Raw genomic sequence first — 18,289 nt, 5'->3', positions numbered from 1 at the left:
TTGCAAAGGAAATTAGAGTAACTACTCTAGAGGTGTTAATGAAACTATCACGTTTGGCATGGCTGTGTTTATTGCCTTTGCCCTCGCTATTGCCGTTAGCGGCCAATGCCCAGCCCAGTAGCTTTACTGAGGCTTGGCAGCAAGTGCTTAAGGTGAGCGATAAACTCCAGGCCCAATCCCAAGAGGTGAATCGCGCCAAGGGTGAGCAAGAGGCGGGAGAGAGTTTAAATCTGCCGTCCCTCAGCCTGAATGGCAGCTATACCCACCTCGAAAAACCAATCGAATTAGATTTAAGGGATCTCAACCCCTTAGCCTCGCTTGACCCCGCGACCTTGCCACCCGCTCTCGGCGGCGCCTTGGCGAGTATTCCGGGTTCATTATTTGTCACGCCCTTTACCGAGCAAGATATTTTTCGCGCCAGCTTACAGGCGATGTGGCCGATTTATACCGGCGGCCAGATCACCGCGGCTCAAGGCATTCATGCGGCCATGGTAGCCGAGAAGCAACAGGAATTACAGTTAGCGACCCGCGACTTATTCACTCAGTTAGTTGATCGTTATTATGCCGTCGATGTGACTCAATCCCTTGTCAGCACCCAAACCGAGCTGGTGGCCTCCTTAACTAAGCACGTTGACCACGCGCTAGCGCTGGAGCGCGAAGGGCAAATCGCTAAGGTTGAGCGCCTGAATGCTCAAGTGGCCTTAGACAACGCTAAGGTCAATTTAGGCAGCGCCCGCCGTCAACATGAAATGGCCGTTATCGCCCTGTCGCGCATGTTGCAGCTGAGTGATGTCAGCACTAACTCGCCATTATTTGTGTTGCCACAGGCGCCTTCATTGGGGGATTTGACCCAAGTGACCCTGAGCCAACATCCCGCACTTAAACTGCTCGAGGCTAAAGAGGCGCAGGCAAATGGCTTGGTTTCCCTAGAGAAAGGCAAATACCACCCAACGGTTTTCCTCTTTGGTAATTACACCTTATACGAAGATGACAGCTTATTTTCTAAAGTGGAGCCGGACTGGATGGTCGGTGTCGGTGTAAAAGTGCCCTTGCTGAGCCGCGATGGCCGCAGCGGTAAAGTGGAAGCGGCTAAGAGTGCCTTGCTGCAAGCCCGTTACACTAAGGCGCAGACCCGCCAAGACTTAAGTTTGTTGCTCGACCAAAGCTATCGCCAGTTATTGCAGGCTGAGGAAGAGGTTAAGGCATTGAATACCTCACTTGAACTGGCCAGCGAAAACCTGCGTTTAAGGGAAATCGCCTTTAACCAAGGGCTTTCGACTTCTATCGACAGGGTCGATGCCGAATTAAAACTGAGCGCCGTTAAAACCCAACAGCTCGGTGCCAGTTATCGCTATGTGCAAGCCTATGCCAGATTAATGGCCATCAGTGGTCAATTAGATGAATTTATCGGTCGCAGTGCCACGGGCGCTCAATCGCAGGAGACTATCAATGCGCGCTAACAGAATCCTTGCCCTAACGGCGTTGGTCGCATTAGGCCTTATCTTAGCCTATGGGCTCAAACTGGCTTACAGCCCGCAGCCGAGCCTATTACAGGGGCAAATCGAAGCCCGTGAATATAACGTATCATCAAAAGTGCCAGGGCGTGTCGAGCAGGTCCTTGTGCGCCGTGGCGATAGCGTCAGCGAAGGCGATTTGTTATTTGCCATTCATAGTCCAGAGCTGGATGCCAAGTTGATGCAGGCCGAAGGCGGCCGAGATGCGGCTAAAGCCTTGCAACAGGAGGCGAATAACGGCGCCCGCACCCAAGAGGTGATGGCGGCTAAGGAGCAATGGCTCAAGGCGCAAGCGGCGGCAACGCTGGCGAAAACCACCTATACCCGAGTGGAAAATCTCTTTAACGAAGGGGTTGCCGCAAGACAAAAACGTGATGAAGCCTTTACCCAGTGGCAAGCGGCCAAGTACACAGAGCAAGCCGCATTAGCCATGTATCAAATGGCCGAAGAAGGCGCGCGGGTCGAAACCAAAGCCGCAGCGGCGGGTAATGCTCGCATGGCTGAAGGGGCGGTGAAAGAAGTCAGTGCCATTATGGCTGACAGCCAAATGCGTGCGCCTAAGTCTGGGGAAATCAGCGAAGTATTGTTGCAAGCGGGAGAGTTAGCACCGAGCGGCTTCCCAGTGGTCAGCCTTATCGACATGCAGGACGCTTGGGCGGTATTCCAAGTGCGTGAAGATCAGCTAAAACGTTTTAAAAAGGGCGACAAACTGCCATTAACCATTCCCGCGCTGGATAAAACTGTGGAGTTTACTGTCTCTCATATCAGTGTGATGGGCGACTTTGCGACTTGGCGTTCAACCGAAAGTGGCCATGATTTTGATATGCGCACCTTCGAGGTTGAGCTGCGCCCAACTGCGCCGATCCCCGATCTGCGTGTCGGTATGTCTGTGCTACTCAGTGCTGAGTAACCATTGTGGCCAAGTTACCGAGCGAGCTTCAGCCGTTGAATGGGGCTCAGAATGCAGCGCAGCCTGTATCTTCAAGCATCATTGCATTAGTGCGGCGCGAGCTTAGGGCGCTATGGCGCGATCCTTGGCAACTGGCCCTTATCAGTTATATCCCGCTGCTGGGCATCTTGTGTCTCTGGTGGTTATTTAGTGCTGGACTACCACGGCAATTACCCGTGGCGATTGTTGACCAAGACCACAGCCAGCTGAGCCGAATGTTGACCCGTCAACTCAAAGCTAACCCTGTCACCGAGCCGCGCAGTTTTACCGATCTCCCATCGGCCGTCGCGGCCATGCAGCAGGCGCAGGTCTATGCCGTAGTGGTCTTTCCCCATGATATGAAAAAGGATTTACTCACTGGCCATAAACCAACAATCGACGTGCGTTACAACAGCCAGTTTTTGCTGGTGGGTAAGCTGCTGTCGAGTCAAATTCAGTTGAGTCTTGGCGATGGATTGTTGCAAGTCGCAGGCCTTAAGCAACTGATGACGGGCACGCCGAAATCCCAAGTCGCGGTGAATTTAAGCCCAGTAAAGAGCCAAACGACCGCGCTGTTTAATCGTAATAACAACTACATAGGTTTTTTAGTGCCGCCGGTATTGGTCGCGCTGTGGCAGTTATTATCTATGTTGGTGATGGCCAACAGCTTAAATCGCGAGTTGCACCTTAATGCCGCGCAGTCAGAGGAGGGGATCTCCAATCGATTGACCGAGCATTTTTGGCCTAAGGTGTTGGCTAAGATCCTGTTATTTACCCCGATATTGATGCTGCAAGGCGGGTTTATCCTCGCTTGGTTGTATCTGTATCTGGCTTTGCCTTTTGCGGGCAGTTTAGCGCTGCTGCTGTTTGCTCAGTTATTCATGTTGCTGGCGGTGTGGAGCCTCGTGTTGTTTATCTTTGTGCTGATGCGCGATAGCGCGCGGGTCATCAGTTTTTGTACTGCGCTGTTTGCGCCAGCCTTCGCCTTTATGGGGATCACTTTCCCCACCCATGAAATGCCGCAACTCGCTCAGTGGTGGCGACTCATCATGCCATCGAGCCATTATATTGAGTCCCATGTGAGCGTGGTGAGCTATGGCGCGACTTGGTCGACGGTGGCGCAGCAACTCAGTAGTTATTGGGGTTTTATCGGTTTATTACCGCTGATTTATCTTTTGGCGATTAAATTACTGCCGATGACGGTAAAAGCTCAGGCTGAAGCGGCGGAATACGATGCGGCGCCACTGGCTGCGAAGGGGCAATAGCATGAGTTTATGGCAGTTAGTGCTAACAGAATTAAAGGCGATTGTGAGCGACAAGGCGATTGCCGTGACCCTATTCGGCGGAGTGCTGTTTTATTCGGTGCTCTATCCCTTGCCTTACTTGCACCAAGTCCCAACAGAACAACAGCTTATCGTGGTGGATTTAGATCATTCCTCCCTGAGTCGTCAACTTATTCGCCATGCGGATGCCAGTGCTAAAATCCAGGTCATAGGCCAAGTTGGCTCCATCACCGAGGCGAAGCGTTTTATCGAAACCGGTAAGGCCCATGGCTTATTGGTGATCCCCGAAGGATTTCGCCGCGACTTGCTGCTGGGCAAGGGTGTAACCTTAAGCTACGGCGGTGATGCCAGTTACTTCTTGATTTATTCGGCGGTGGCCGAGGGGCTTGTCAGCGCGGGAATGGATGCGGGTAAGCAAGTGCAATTAATTGGAATGCTCGCGCAGGGGAAAAATCCGAAAGAAGCCGAGCAAAACCTGAATTCGCTGCACTTAAACAGCGTGCCAGCCTTTAACCCTAGTCTGGGTTATACCCCCTACGTGGTGCCTGGACTCTTCCTACTTATCCTGCATCAAACCCTGTTGATTGGGACTGGGATCTTAGGCGCGGGTCAGTGGCGCAGCCGCAGCTATTGGCAGCAGGTTTCGCCGCTGCAATTGGTCTGTGGCCGCATTCTTGCCTTTATGTTGATTTATATGGTGTTTACCAGCTTTTATGTGGGGTATTGCTACCACTGGTATAAGGTGAGTATTCAGGCGAGTCTTGGCCAAGTGGCGCTCTGGTTGCTGCCGTTTTTATTGGCGACGGCCGCGGCTGGGGTTGCGATGAGCACACTATTTAGCCGCCGTGACCTACCGACTCAAGTATTGCTGCTGATTTCTATGCCGATTCTGTTCGTCTCAGGCTTTGTCTGGCCAATTGCCTTGATCCCCGAGCCTTTGGTGCTGGGCTCGCAGATTATCCCTGCGGTGCCTGCCATTATGGGGATGTTGGAGCTGAACCAAATGGGCGCAAGCTGGGCGAGTGTGCTGCCAAAATGGTTACAGCTTTGGGGCCTGTTTGTGCTGTTTTTTGGCCTTGCGATTTTAGGGATTAAACGTCGTGCGCGGGCATTAGCTGAACTCAGTACCTCTTAGGCGACGCTGTTATTCGTACCGACAAAACACTGATTTTTGCGTTTGTATTAAATTTGTTATTGGATATTAGGCAGATATAGATATAATCGTCCGGCAAAAAATTAAACAGGGGCCGTTTAATTTCGAAGCAGTTGCTTCATTTTTTTATCGCATCAAAAGGAAGATGAAATGCGTAAAATTACTTTACTCTCTTTGGCCATGGGTTCTTGTCTGTTGGCCGCCTGCGCCGCTAAACCTCCCATCGTTGCACAAGAAAAAACCGTTGAAATCGATGGTATCAACCTCGTTTTTGGCGGTAGCTACGATACTGAACGCAAAAATATTTCACTGTCTGTGAATGGCGACTCAGTGATGAAAGGGACTTTCCCTCCTTACACGCCAACCCAAAACCTCAGCGGTAAATACAAGGGGTACACCATCTCTAGCCAATGCTATTTCGGTTCAGTGTTAGGTAGCCAAGGTGGCGCATTTGGCGCGATTGCTGGCGTGATCCAAGCAACGAAATCCAGCTCGGGCGATAAATGCGACATGCTGGTTAACGGTAAAATCGTCGAAAGCCTTTACTTCTAAACATTTCTCATATCGCTATCTGGCCCCTGTATCTTGAATTTTTACCCTTGTGGATAGTTGTATCGAACTCGGTAGGCTGTTTAAAAAAGGGAGTACCCAAATAAGCGAGGTACTCCAAGAAAATAATGAGGGAGAAAATACTGTTAGAACTTGTAGTCTAAGGTGAGGTAAACCTGCTGACTGTTGTTAATTTCATTGCCGTTTTCTTCATAGTCTTGGGCTAAATAACGGTAGCCAAGATCCGATGAGAAATGCTCGCTCCATTTGTATTGCACGCCAACTTGACCGCCATACACAAAATCGGTTGCCGATTTGCCTGAGACCTTGTTGTCGTTGGCGCCAATGCTGACACCGGCGAACAGGTTAACGTCTTTATGCACGGGTAACAGGTAGTCATAGGACACTAACCAGCTGTACTGTTCCTGTTTGAACTTATCGTTGGCAAAGTTGAACTTGTCTTCCATATAGCCAAACGTACCGGTAATGCGGTGGTTTTGCTCAATCAGCATACCAACGCGGGCTTGGTAGCTTAGATCTTCGGTATCTTTATTGATCACACCTTCAATTTCATCGGCTTGATAACCTAATCCCATACCCGCGAAGTAATCGATTTCGACGGCTTGAACGCTGCTACACAGTAAGGCTGCACCTGCTGCCATCATCATGGTTTTATTTAGTTTCATCATGGACTCCTAAGACTGCTAAGTCGTTTTATCAAAATAATATCGGGTTGATGGAACATACTTTACGGCAACCCCTTGGTGTGGATAAGCCCATAACAGCGTGTCTCTTTGTCTCAAAAATCGCGACAATCGGAGCTGTCTCACAGTGATAAGTACAATATTTGCGCGCTTTATTCGAGGCGGAATCGTTTCACTCCATGTCTGCCTTCATCTGCTTAGACCCGCTTTACCGTACAGACGACACAGATAGGCAACTTAATGTCCTTATTGGGTTGTCTTCGACGCTGTTTTGGGGGAGAATGCGCGCCGCAAAAATAACCGGGGTATTCAGTATCCCGGTTATTTTCTTTTTGAGTGTATGGGTTTTAAACCAATTGAGGCCGGTAAACATCCGGAAATGATATGAGGTTCGTTTGAACCTACTTTACTGAGGACAATTCAATGGGGCTGTTGTTTACCGGATGTTCGGTAGTTGCCGTAAATCAAGCTGTTGCGTTTGCAATTCCACCTGCTTCAAAAGGAGGTTGGATATGAGCCAACAAAATCCAGGCTTAAAGCAAAGCCTGAGTCTGTGGCAAGTGGTGGTGATGGGATTAGCCTATCTCACGCCTATGGCCGTGTTTGACACCTTTGGCATTGTCTCCGAGATCACCTCAGGCCATGTGGCCACCTCATACCTGCTCGCGTTAGCGGGGATCCTGTTTACCGCCTTTAGCTACGGTCACTTAGTACGTAAATATCCCTATGCGGGCTCGGCCTATACCTATGCGCAAAAAACCTTTAGCCCGAATGTGGGCTTTATGGTGGGCTGGTCATCGCTGCTCGATTATATGTTTATGCCGATGATCAATATGTTGCTGGCAAAGATTTACCTCACGGCCATGTTCCCTAACGTCGAGCCGTGGATTTTTATCTTTGGTTTAGTCGCTGTGATGACGGTATTAAACCTGAGGGGCATAGATTTAGTGGCGAATTTTAATGGCGTTATCGTATTCGCTCAGATAGCCATTATCTTAGTTTTCATTGGCTTAATGGCCCACAGTCTGTCCCTTGGCGAAGGTGAAGGTGTGATTGCCAGTGTGCGTCCATTCTATTCCGAAGAGATAAGCCTTGCGCCGCTGTTTACTGGCGCGACCATTCTGTGTTTCTCTTTCTTAGGCTTCGATGGCTTAAGTTCTTTGAGTGAAGAAACCAAGGACGCTAAGCGGGTGATCCCCCGTGCTATCGTGCTGACGGCGCTGATTGGCGGCGTGATTTTTGTCAGCGTGTCTTATTTCTTGCAGCTGTTTTTCCCGGATATTTCTCGTTTCCAACAGTTAGATGCTGTGCTGCCGGAGATTGCCCTGTATGTGGGCGGCAATTTATTCCAGTCAGTGGTGCTAGTGGCAACCACCATTGCGGTTTTAGCCTCGGGCATGGCCGCCCATGCGGGCGTGGCACGTATTCTCTACGTGATGGGTCGCGACAATATGCTGCCCAATAAAGGCTTTGGCTATATTCACCCCAAATGGCGCACGCCGGCATTTAACGTGATTCTGGTGGGATTACTGGCGCTTTCGGCGGTGTCCTTCGACCTCGAAATGGCACTGGCGCTCGTCAACTTCGGCGCGTTGGTTGCCTTTACCTTTGTGAACCTGTCGGTGATAGTGCAGTTTTATATCAAAGAGAAACGTAACCAATCCTTGAAAGAACACTTTCAGTATTTCGTCTTACCCTTGTGCGGCGCGGCGACTATTGGCGTGCTGTGGATTAACCTTGAGCCCGAGTCCTTAGAGCTTGGCTTAATTTGGGCGGCTGTTGGGGTCTTGTACTTGGCGCTGCGAAGCCTGCGTTTACGCAAGGCGGTAGAGTTACAGAATTAGCCAATAAATTGAGTTAGAAAGTAAAAGACCCGCCTTGGCGGGTCTTTTGGTTTTTACAGTGTCGGCACGGTAAAGCTGAGGGTGGTCTTAACTTGCTTGGGCGTAGTGGCCACAACGCTGATTTGACTCCCCGCAGAGGCGGTGAAACTGAGCGGTGTGCCTAAGCCATTCTTGCCAGTGATAGTGTTGGCTACCTCAATGATATCTGGCGTACTGTTACAATCGACGCAGAGCTCGATTTGAGTCTTAGCAGGCATAATTTGTTTGGCACTGTCATGTACAAACACCACAAACTTAGACTCGGTACCTGCGGCAACGGGTTTAATATCATTAACGCTTGCGAGTAACACACCGTCTTGCTGCACACTGATATAAGCTTGCGAACCAGACATGCTTAACACCAAAGCCTTACGCACATAGGTTTTGTTGGCTTGACCAGTGCCACAGAGGCTGCCTTCACATTGAGGGCCGTTAAACTTGCCATCCGCGACGGGATAGGTATCTCGGGCGAGGTTATCGAAATAAGGTTCACCGCTGTCGCGGCTAAAGTTTTCATTATCATCACGAAACGCAGTCGGTAAGTCGCTAAAACCGCTACTGTAGAAGGTTTCTACATCCATTCCATTGCCGCTGCAGTGAGTTGCTACACCATTGAATAAGCAGGCGTTAGTGATAGCGCCACCATCGGCACTATCAAACTGATTGTTGCCGTTAGTGTCGAAGAAGGTTTCGTGACCCAAGGCGTAGGCCAAGATGGTAATACGGTGATCTTGAGGGCGATAATCGCTGGATGTCCAAGTCACGCTACAGGCGCCATTTTGTGTCAGGCAGCTGGGGGTGATTTGGCCACCTTCGGTGGTGAAGTTCACCGTGGTATCATCGGGCGCGGGGTTACCAAAACTGTCCGACAGTCTGGCGGTAATAGTCGCGGTTTCACCGTTATAATCGCCCGCTTCGGGGTTAAATATCGTCGTCGAAAGACCAAAGCCAAGCTGTTGTGGCAGGCCAGTATTAACGGTTAATTGCTCAGATTGGCTAGTGATCACTTCCTTGGTATCGGCATCCACTGCGCTGGCGACCACGCGAACGGGAGTCGGCACAGTACCTGAAAGCACGCGTACACTGGCGATACCTTGGGAGTTGGTTAGACTCTCAGCGCTGGTACCACCATTGGCAAAACTTAAGCCGCCAACCACAGTATCTAAACTAAAACTGACCTTTTGCTGCGCGGCTGGCTGGCCATTGGCGCTGGTGACTTTAAAGCTTACCAGTGATGATTCGCTCGACCCAGTTCCGCCAGCGCCTTTAATGCGAATTTGGTTAGGTTCTGCCGCTTCAAAACTCAGGCTGGCTAAGGTTTGACGCTGTAGCGTAAAGGGGAAGTTCGCCGTCAGCGTTTGATTACCTACCACTGTGGTCGCGACGATTTGATCGTTACGCTCGCTATTTCCGCTGCAGCTAGTGTCTTGGAAGGTCGAACTGGCATTGCCCGATAGGGTCGTGACAGGCGTGTCTAAGCTCGCACTATTGCTGGCAGTACAGTCAGAGCTAAAACTGATGGATGACGGCGTCTGTATGCGAGTGATAGTGCCATCGCTGGCCTCTAACACTAAGCTTGCGGTCACACCAAAGCTGCCGCCCGCACTGATTTTATAACTGCCATCGGCTTGCGCCGTTAACGTACTGGCCAGTTTTCCTTCGGTAAAACTGTTGCCAGTAAAGGAGCCTAACTTTAAGGTACCGGCTTCGTTAACGGCATCTTTGCTGAGCACTTCATATAAACTGCTGCTTTGTAGCGATTGCCCTTGGTAATCCACTGTTACCGTTAAGGCGTTTGCGCCTAACTCGGTGGCACTTGGGGTATAACTGACTTGGGCAATACCTTGGCTATTGGTTAGCGCACTGGCTGGGGTTAAGGTTGCCGAACCCGCGCTAAAGGTGACCTTAGCATCGGCAATGCCGTTACTCTCGGCATCGAGGAAAATGGCTTGCAGTTGTACGGCTTCATCCACTTTAAAGCGGGTCACTACATTCACGCCGCTTTGAATACTGGCACTCAGTTTTGGAGCGATGGATGCACCAGTACCGTCGATAATCCCTGTAAATTCAAAGTTACGAGTCGCCGATAGCGCTGTGCTTGAATCATTCGGAGTGGTGGTTGCTGTAATAGTGCCAGCATTGATAAGCAAATCTGGATTATTCACAATAACAACGGCTTCACCATTGCTATCAGTGAGTTTGCTTTCCGGTGTTAACGCCCCAAGGTCGCTCGTAAAGTTAACTCTCTGATTGCTGACCTTAGCCGAACCTTTGTTTAACTTGGCGACAGCACAAAAACCTGCGTCTTTAGGGAAACTTTGAAGTGAGGTAAAACTGCCACATTGACTACCCGATAGGGTTTTAAAGTCGATAGACAGTTTGTAAATACCGTCGCTGGCATCTGTGCCACCGTTATCTTCGTCAGAAGGGCCGTTACAGCCCCAAAGTCCAAATAAGCCAATAGAAAGCAAAGTAAGATTGCAAAACGTGTTGCTAAATCGCATAAGCAAACATCCTTGTTGGGCTGAATTGTTAGTCTTGGATTTCGCTGCGTAGGTATTTAAACAGCTCTTTTGATGATTTGGACTCAGGGCCTTTTGCCAACTCTTTTGTGGCTTGGCGCACTAAGGTACGCAGCTTCTGTCTGTCCAACTGTGGGTAATGTTCCACTAAGGTTTGAATTTCGCTGTCGCCTTGGCTCAGTAAACGCTCACGCATTTTCTCGAACATTTGCAGCTTAGCGGTTTCGTTGTTGTTTTTGTTCAGTACGATAGCGAGCGCGGCTTTAATCGGCTCCACATCGACGTTACGCATCAACTTACCGATATATTGCATATGGCGGCGATAGGCTTCGGTCTTTGGCTTAATCTTATGAGCTTGCTGGATGCTGTCGTATAAGTGCTCGTCCAGCTCGATTTTATCTAGCTGGGTCTTGCTGAGCGACACCAATTCCATACCGACTTTTTGAGCAGCTTCGCAGTCACGCTTATCCTCGGTTTTGCTGACATACTCTTCGTCACTGTCATAGGGTTGTTTAAAATGCTCTGAATCACCAACAATCTTCATATAGATAAAACCTCAGTTAAATAACGGCCTAATAATAACATCTCCCGCCAAAAATCGCCTAACGAAAGCGCGTGCGCCATGGCTGAGAATGACGAAATAAGCGCGCAATAAATAATGAGAATGGCATGGGTGTTTGTTATGCTAACGCCATTGCCGACAACGAAAGAGTAGCTTTGTGTCTTTGAACAGAATCGATAGTGAATTGGCCGCGCTGAAAGATGCGGTTGCCGTGGCCCTCGAATATGCCAATAAATTAGGGACAAATGCCGCCGAAGTGGCGATCAGTAAACAACAGGGATTATCGGTTTCAACCCGCTTAAAAGAAGTGGAAACAGTTGAATTTAATAAAGATGGCGCCCTAGGGATTACGGTTTATCGTGATGGTTGCAAGGGCAGTTCATCGACTTCCGATCTCAGCCCTGAAGCCATTGCTCTGGCGGTGAAAGCGGCGGACGATATCGCCCGTTATACTTCTGCTGACCCCTTTAGCGGTTTAGCCGACAAAGCCCTAATGGCGACCGAGATCCGCGATCTTAAGCTCTATTATCCTGAAGAGATTTCCCCCGACGAATTAGCTCAATTGGCGATTCGTGCCGAAACCGCGGCGCTCGATGCAGACTCGCGCATCAATAACTCCGATGGCGCCAGCGCAAACGCCCACACTTCGGTCAAGGTTTACGGTAATAGCCACGGCTTCTTAAATGGTTATTGCAGCTCGCGCTACAGCTTAAGTTGCAGCGTGATCGGCGAAGACAGTGATGGCAGCATGCAGCGGGATTACGATTACACTATCGCCCGTAAATTCAGTGAGATGCTATCTCCCGAATCCGTTGGTTTGAAAACCGCACAAAAGACAGTGAGCCGTTTAGGCGCGCGTAAGATTGCGACTTCGCGTTTACCTATTCTGCTTTCGCCTGAAATCGCCACAGGGCTTATCGGCCATTTAGTCGGCGCGATCAGTGGTGGCAGCCTATATCGTAAATCCAGCTTCCTATTGGATGCGATTCACACCCAAATCTTCCCCGATTGGTTCAACATTGAAGAACAGCCGCATCTGCTGGGCGCGCTTGCCAGTGCCAACTACGATAGCGAAGGTGTGGCGACACAAGATCGACGCATCATCGACCGTGGTATGTTAGAAAGCTATTTGCTGACCAGCTATTCGGCGCGCAAACTAGGCTTAACCAACACAGGCCATGCGGGCGGTATCTACAACTGGACGCTGGCGCACACGGGCCAAAGTTTCGATGAGCTAGTCAAAGGCATGGGCACTGGCTTAATTGTCACTGAGGTGATGGGCCAAGGCGTGAATATGGTGACGGGGGATTATTCCCGCGGCGCCGCCGGATTTTACGTGGAAAATGGCGAAGTGCAGTTCCCCGTCGAAGAGATCACTATCGCTGGCAATTTGAAGGATATGTTCCGTGGGATTCAGGCGGTCAGTAAGGACTTCGATTTACGTTCGTCTATCCGCACCGGCGGGATTTTATTATCCGAGATGAAGGTCGCGGGTAACTAGCTATCGGCGCATAACGGTCGAGTCAATCGAAAAGCAAAAGGGCAAATGCGAATGCATTTGCCCTTTTTGATTTAATTGCACCGTGCTAAATAGCGCCGCCACATTTTAGCGGCGGTGCTCATTAGAATTTGTAGCTAGCACCTAATTCAAATGAGCGACCCGAGCCCGCGACTTGGCTAAAGCCACCCGTACTATCGGCCTTAAATTCGGCAAGGTTGACACCACCCAGCGGTAGTTCGTAGTAAGTATCAAACAGGTTGTTGATCGCAAAGGTTAAACTCAGCTCTTGCCATTTGATACTGCTGCTTAGATTTAACAGCGAATAGCTGTCGGTCTCATTTTCTAAGCGGCGATCATCGACCTTATCCTTAGTCGCTACCCATTGCCATGACAGGCGGTTTTCCCAATCACCCAGTTGATGGCTAAGGGCTAACTCGGTTTGTAGCGGTTTGATTTGATAAAGCGGCTCGTTACCCTCATCGCGCTCGCCACGGGTGATATCGAGCTTACCTTGCATCTGCCATTTACCGCTGTCGGTATCGGCTAATAGGTAGTTCGCACTCAACTTAGCGCCATATAAATGGGCATCTTCGTTGGTGAATTTAAGGATATTGCGTTTACCGTTGGCTAGGCCTGTTCGGTTAAAGCTGCCAATTACCTCGGCATCAATATAGTCGGTCACTGCGCTATACCAAGCCGTGGTCGAGAATTGCCATTCATCGCCCGCAAACTTGTAGGCCGCGCTCAGGGTGTGCGCCGTTTCGGGCTTAAGATCGGGGTTGCCCACATAGCCGTTACCGTCGCCATACCAGCCAATCATAGTGGTTGCCATCACGCCACGGCCCCAGCTGTAACGCTCATACAGGTTTGGCGCGCGGTTTTTACGGGCTAAGCCAAATTCCAATTGTTGTTTGGCCGACAATTGATAGCGTGCCAGCAGAGTGGCGTCGATGAGATTATCGTCTCGGCTTCTATCCATAGCATTAAAGGCTTTTGCTGCCTCGGCATCCACATTCGGCATGCCCATCATGGGCATATTGCTGTAAGCCTGCACTTCGCCCGTATCAGTGGTGACATATTCATAACGCACCCCTGCAGACAACCACCATAGTGGCGTGAGGTTTTGCTGCCATTCGCCATAAACTGCGGCGCGGCGGCGTTCACCGTCGTTGATATTGATATAGTCATTGGGTGCCATCATAGTGCCGGGCACGGCTGGCCAAGTATCATCGAGTTGATAATTATAATATTCCTGACCGACGAGTAGCGTGCTGTTATCGCCCATAGGTAAGCGCCAATGCAGTTGGTAGCTGTAATCGCTACCCTCTGTATTCATTGGCATCTTGCCGGTTTTTTCTGGGGTGAAGAAGCCCATTTCATGCTTCACACTGTGCCAGTTTAACTGGGCACTAAATTCACCATCGTTGTCTAAATCCCGCAGATAGCGGACTAGGGCGCCATAACTCTTGTTATCCGTCATATCCATGTATTGGTTCGGAAAACCTTGGAACGGGATAGCTTGGTGCGTTAGCTTAATCGCCAGTTGTTGAGTGTCATCGCGCCATGCCGCTGTTAACGCATGGTTTTGGGCGCGATAGAGGGTATCGAGCACTTTATCGCCGTGACCATCCTGGTAGCTATTGGCATCTTCATAGGCGCCTTGATAGCTGAAACTTAAGTGCTTACTGGCAATCCCAGTTTTAGCCCCGAGTAAGAAGGCATCGCTGGTGCTGCGGTATCCCGATGAGATTTCGCCGCTTTCGAAGCTGAGGTTGTCGCTGTCGCTAAATTTAGGGTTGAGGCTATTAACCTTAATCACCCCGGCGATATTGTCGCCGCCCGCACTGACGGGGGACACACCGGCAACCACTTCTACTGAGCTGATTTGGTTAGCGGAAACGTAGGAAAGTGGTGGGTTCATTTGGTTAGCGCAGGAAGCGGTGATATCCGCACCATCGACTAATACTTTAATGCGATCGCCCATCATGCCATTGAGGACGGGCAAGGCGGAAACGCCGCCCGCTTCGGGGAAATCGACGCCTTGCTCTTTCAGCAAAGCATCGGCCGAGCCTAAGGCGTTACGACCAATACTTTGCTCGCCATGGACTTGAATACGTTCGATTTGAGTCTGATTGGTCTCGTCGGCCATGGCCTGTGAGGCAACCGAAGCGCCTAATGCTAAGGTCAGCGCGCTGGCGATTGCGGAGCATTTAAAGCCGTGGGGGATAGTTGAAGGGTGTGCAGCCATCGTTTTGTCTTCCATTCACTCGGATAAATTGCGCTGCATTATAAAGATCATCGAAGTGTGACAGGTGCGGCATATTGTCGCAGAGCTTATAAAGATAAAACTGAAATAGCGGCCGCAGTGCTAGCTAGCACCAAGATGAAGATAAGCTAGCAGCAATGTGAGGATAAAAAGCGGCGCGGTTTAACACGCTTTTGGATTAACCGAAGTGATTGAAGTAAATACGTTGGGTTTCCCCTTCGGCATCCATGGCGGCGAGTGCCTTGGCAAACTCATAGGCCTTTGAATCTTCGGCGAGTCTGTTGGGGCTGTTATCTGGGCTGACGGGTAAGTCTGCTCGGTAGTTAGGGTTATGTTGCCCACGAAAATGGCGGCTTTTTTTCGAAAACCCCAGATACATGACCTGAGGCTGCTGGCAGCAATTAGGGTGCAGCTTAAATTGGCTCATGTCCCGCTGTTTCAGGTAGTAGCTGATGGTGGCCTGATCGTAGATAAAAAAATCCCCTTGGCTGGCAAGCAGGTAATCTAAGGCCTTAGGCACATCGAGTTCGGGCGGTTTACGTACCGACATGGTTTCGGGCAAGCCGTTAAAGTCGTAGCTGCCGGGGGCGATTAATAGTGTCATCCCACTATGGGACAACTGCTCTAACGAACTGATATTAGCGGCTCCCGCACGGCTAATGCCGATGGCGCGCTCCGACAGGCCATTAGGGATAAAATAGGCAAATTGGGCGCGCTCTTCACTAAAATTCAGGCCTGGATAAAAGTCGATATTACCGAGTTTTAGATCCCGCAAAATCCGCATCTTAGGCGCCCGCGTGATCCTGAGTTTGCAACCAATCCGCTCGGCGGCGGCCTGATAGATGTCGTGGTAAAAGCCTTGGTTATTTGGGTCATGCTCGATAAAGGGAAGGCGCTCACTGGTGCGATACCCCATGGTAATGATGCACTCAGAGCTTGAAAAAGCCTGCGCTAGGCTGGGGAAGAAGCTGAGTAACAAGAAAACGAGGCTAAGCAAAGGCCGATAAATAACTGCAAATTGCAAAATGATCTCCTTATCCCGTGATTACAAAGGGTAATCTTGCCGCCAATGGGCGAGCTAAAAGTACAACTAAGGCGAAGGCTTGTTAGCCTAATGTATTATTTTTATTGAATTAATCTATCATACTTTTTGATAATAAAAAGAGAGATTCTTTGCACTACTGCACAAACTCTGTACATCCTGTCATATTGCGCTATAGTGTCGCCGCAGGTCGGGTGAGGTGCATTTGGCCTGTATGAAATTAATTGAGGAGTTCCTATGGCAAAGCTTAAAGAGACTAGCGTGCTCGAGCATGAAAATGGTCGCGGCACTATTACCGACAACGCACTCAAGGCAGTGGTGACAAGTTCACTGTTTAGAATGCGAACCGAAAAGCCGAAAAAGGGCAAAGGGTCTTACAACCGTAAAGCAGCAAACCGAAAGGGGTATCAGCACAGGGGCGATACCCCTTTCGACTTTATGGGGCTTGCCTCGCTGGTGCCTAGTGTTAAAGCTTTAAGTTTGCTCGCCTTGTAACTTGTTTTTCCCTTATCTCTGCTCGATTTCTCTTTGATTCTTATCCAGTAAGCCTCTTAACGCACCATTCCTGAACTTATTCCTGAGCTTATTCCTCAACTTATCTGCTCTGCCATTGGCAGCCTATTTCCTTCAATACCTATCACTAGGCTGGTAACGATTGCCCATAAAAAAGCGAGCCCTTGACTATTAGTATTAATATCAAGGGCTCGCTATTTATGTTTTTAATCCGGCTAATCGACTGCTTAGGGCAAGCGCTTTAGTAGCACGCTTAAGTCGAGTGCTTAAGCCTCGATATCATCTTCAGCATCGGCGTCGACTAACTCGGCCCACAGATCGTGCTCGTCCGAGTGAGTGATTACAGCGCGAACTAACATGCCGGGTTCGAGTTCGGTTTCACCGTTGATAAAGACCATGCCGTCGATTTCTGGAGCATCGGCGAAACTGCGGCCAATCGCACCTTCTTCGTCAACGTCATCGATCAGAATATCCATAGTACGGCCAACGAAACGGGCTAAACGCTCGGCGCTGATCTCGGCTTGGACTTCCATAAATCTGTGGTATCTGTCTTCCTTCACGTCTTCGCTGATAAGTTCAGCTATGGTGTTGGCGACTGCGCCTTCCACTTCTGAGTACTTGAAGCAGCCTACGCGGTCGAGGCGCGCTTCACGCAGGAAGTCGAGCAACATTTCGAAGTCTTCTTCGGTTTCGCCAGGGAAGCCCACGATAAAGGTTGAGCGGATCACCAAGTCTGGGCAGATTTCGCGCCAGCGTTGAATCGCTTCTAACTGACGGTCAACACGGCCTGGACGCTTCATCATTTTCAGGATGCGAGGGCTGGCGTGCTGCATTGGAATGTCTAAGTAAGGCAGGATTAAGCCTTCGGCCATTAATGGGATCAGATCGTCAACCCATGGGTATGGGTAGATGTAGTGTAAACGTACCCAAGCGCCCATCTTGCCCAATTGGCGGGCAAGGCTAGTGATGTCTTGCTTCACAGGCATACCGTTCCAGAAATCGGTGCGGCCGCCCTTGTCTTTACCGTAGGCAGAGGTGTCTTGGCTAACGACTAAAATCTCTTGTACGCCCGATTCAACTAAGCGTTTCGCTTCGTCTAATACGCTACCCGCTGGGCGGCTATCTAAATCGCCACGCAGTGCTGGGATGATGCAGAAGGTACAACGGTTATCACAACCTTCTGAAATCTTTAAATAAGCATAATGCTTAGGCGTTAACTTAACCCCAGTTTGTGGGATTAACGAGGTAAATGGGTTGTGCGCTGGTTTTGGCACATACTTGTGTACATGCTTTAACACGGCTTCGTAGCTGTGTGGGCCGGTGATTTCGAGCACGTCTGGGTGCACTTCACGGATTTGGTTTTCCTTGGCGCCTAAACAGCCGGTGACGATCACTTTGCCGTTTTCTTCTAGGGCTTCGCGCACCGCATCTAAGGATTCTTCAACCGCCGCATCGATAAAGCCACAGGTGTTGACGATAACCAGATCGGCATTGTCATAGCTGTTGGTGACTTCATAGCCGTCGATGCGTAATTGGGTCAGAATGCGCTCTGAGTCCACTAGGTTTTTTGGGCAACCCAAAGACACGAAACCGATGCGATTCCCGGTAGCACTTTCTGCATTAGCTAAGTCAGCACTCGCTGCTTCTAATGTCTTGGCTGGGGTCTCAAGCGTGGTTGTTTGCTTAGGATTAAAAGTTTCAACTGTCATGGTGTCTCGCTGATGCTGATAAAAGAGCGCCGTAAAAAGAGCGCGGATTATACCTGAAGTGATTAAAAGGTACAGTGTCTTTGGGTGAAAAGTGTACAGCCAAGAGGGCGTTTCTACCAGTTGTGGCGCGGTTGAGTCCGCTGCTCTGTTATCCCGCCGC

Annotated in this window: 14 protein-coding genes; 8 read left to right on the top strand and 6 right to left on the bottom strand. The window is 50.0% G+C overall.

Annotation, left to right across the window (positions count from 1 at the left end; genetic code table 11):
* Window positions 1-38: 38 nt before the first annotated feature.
* The 5 genes from K0H60_RS18225 to K0H60_RS18205 all read left to right on the top strand — a co-directional run bounded on the left by K0H60_RS18225 (window position 39) and on the right by K0H60_RS18205 (window position 5,430).
* Entirely contained in the window at window positions 39-1,460 is a 1,422-nt protein-coding gene (locus K0H60_RS18225) for a TolC family protein (RefSeq protein WP_039978447.1), read from the top strand.
* Window positions 1,450-2,424 (top strand): HlyD family secretion protein, encoded by a 975-nt coding sequence (locus tag K0H60_RS18220; RefSeq protein ID WP_055648022.1) that lies wholly within the window; start codon window positions 1,450-1,452, stop codon window positions 2,422-2,424. Before K0H60_RS18225 ends, K0H60_RS18220 begins: the two co-directional genes overlap by 11 nt.
* A 35-nt stretch (window positions 2,425-2,459) precedes the next feature.
* Window positions 2,460-3,707, top strand: coding sequence for an ABC transporter permease (locus tag K0H60_RS18215; protein ID WP_220058203.1), 1,248 nt, complete (start codon window positions 2,460-2,462; stop codon window positions 3,705-3,707).
* Window position 3,708: 1 nt separating this feature from the next.
* A complete protein-coding gene (locus K0H60_RS18210) occupies window positions 3,709-4,860 on the top strand; it encodes an ABC transporter permease (RefSeq protein WP_220056615.1) in 1,152 nt (383 codons plus the stop codon).
* Window positions 4,861-5,028: 168 nt separating this feature from the next.
* Window positions 5,029-5,430, top strand: a complete 402-nt coding sequence (locus tag K0H60_RS18205) for a hypothetical protein (RefSeq protein WP_220053972.1) — start codon at window positions 5,029-5,031, stop codon at window positions 5,428-5,430.
* Window positions 5,431-5,573: 143 nt separating this feature from the next.
* On the opposite strand, the gene K0H60_RS18200 is transcribed toward K0H60_RS18205, so the two are convergent.
* Complete coding sequence (locus tag K0H60_RS18200; protein WP_220056614.1) at window positions 5,574-6,113, bottom strand: porin family protein; 540 nt, start codon at window positions 6,111-6,113, stop codon at window positions 5,574-5,576.
* Between the two features lie 530 nt (window positions 6,114-6,643).
* Here K0H60_RS18200 and K0H60_RS18195 point away from each other — a divergent pair.
* Window positions 6,644-7,975 carry an APC family permease gene (locus K0H60_RS18195; protein ID WP_220056613.1) on the top strand — a complete coding sequence of 444 codons (1,332 nt, stop codon included), beginning with the start codon at window positions 6,644-6,646 and terminating at the stop codon, window positions 7,973-7,975.
* A 53-nt stretch (window positions 7,976-8,028) separates the two neighbouring features.
* Here the strand turns inward: K0H60_RS18195 and K0H60_RS18190 are convergent, their stop codons facing one another.
* Window positions 8,029-10,518: an Ig-like domain-containing protein gene (locus tag K0H60_RS18190; RefSeq protein ID WP_220056612.1), complete on the bottom strand. Its 2,490-nt coding sequence runs from the start codon at window positions 10,516-10,518 to the stop codon at window positions 8,029-8,031.
* Window positions 10,519-10,546: 28 nt separating this feature from the next.
* Window positions 10,547-11,080, bottom strand: a complete 534-nt coding sequence (gene yjgA / locus K0H60_RS18185; RefSeq protein WP_011625015.1) for a ribosome biogenesis factor YjgA — start codon at window positions 11,078-11,080, stop codon at window positions 10,547-10,549.
* Between the two features lie 175 nt (window positions 11,081-11,255).
* On the opposite strand from yjgA, the gene pmbA reads away from it, so the two are divergent.
* Entirely contained in the window at window positions 11,256-12,599 is a 1,344-nt protein-coding gene (gene pmbA, locus K0H60_RS18180; protein WP_220056611.1) for a metalloprotease PmbA, read from the top strand.
* Window positions 12,600-12,720: 121 nt separating this feature from the next.
* Here the strand turns inward: pmbA and K0H60_RS18175 are convergent, their stop codons facing one another.
* Together K0H60_RS18175 and K0H60_RS18170 are read right to left on the bottom strand one after the other, a co-directional pair.
* The gene (locus tag K0H60_RS18175) at window positions 12,721-14,862 is read right to left on the bottom strand and encodes a TonB-dependent receptor plug domain-containing protein (RefSeq protein ID WP_220056610.1); all 2,142 of its coding nucleotides are present in this window, start codon (window positions 14,860-14,862) and stop codon (window positions 12,721-12,723) included.
* 181 nt (window positions 14,863-15,043) lie between these two features.
* On the bottom strand, window positions 15,044-15,862 hold the full coding sequence (locus K0H60_RS18170) for a substrate-binding periplasmic protein (RefSeq protein ID WP_434086676.1): 819 nt from the start codon (window positions 15,860-15,862) through the stop codon (window positions 15,044-15,046).
* 282 nt (window positions 15,863-16,144) lie between these two features.
* On the opposite strand from K0H60_RS18170, the gene K0H60_RS18165 reads away from it, so the two are divergent.
* Window positions 16,145-16,402 (top strand): ribosome alternative rescue factor ArfA, encoded by a 258-nt coding sequence (locus K0H60_RS18165; protein WP_011718403.1) that lies wholly within the window; start codon window positions 16,145-16,147, stop codon window positions 16,400-16,402.
* 284 nt (window positions 16,403-16,686) lie between these two features.
* Here K0H60_RS18165 and rimO read toward each other — a convergent pair whose 3' ends face one another.
* On the bottom strand, window positions 16,687-18,129 hold the full coding sequence (gene rimO / locus K0H60_RS18160) for a 30S ribosomal protein S12 methylthiotransferase RimO (RefSeq protein ID WP_039978462.1): 1,443 nt from the start codon (window positions 18,127-18,129) through the stop codon (window positions 16,687-16,689).
* Between the last annotated feature and the right edge of the window lie 160 nt (window positions 18,130-18,289).

It is taken from the genome of Shewanella mangrovisoli, assembly GCF_019457635.1.
In the GTDB taxonomy this organism is placed as follows: Bacteria; Pseudomonadota; Gammaproteobacteria; order Enterobacterales; family Shewanellaceae; genus Shewanella; species Shewanella mangrovisoli.
Note: the sequence above shows the minus strand (reverse complement) of the source record. Positions and strands in the feature narration are given on the sequence as shown.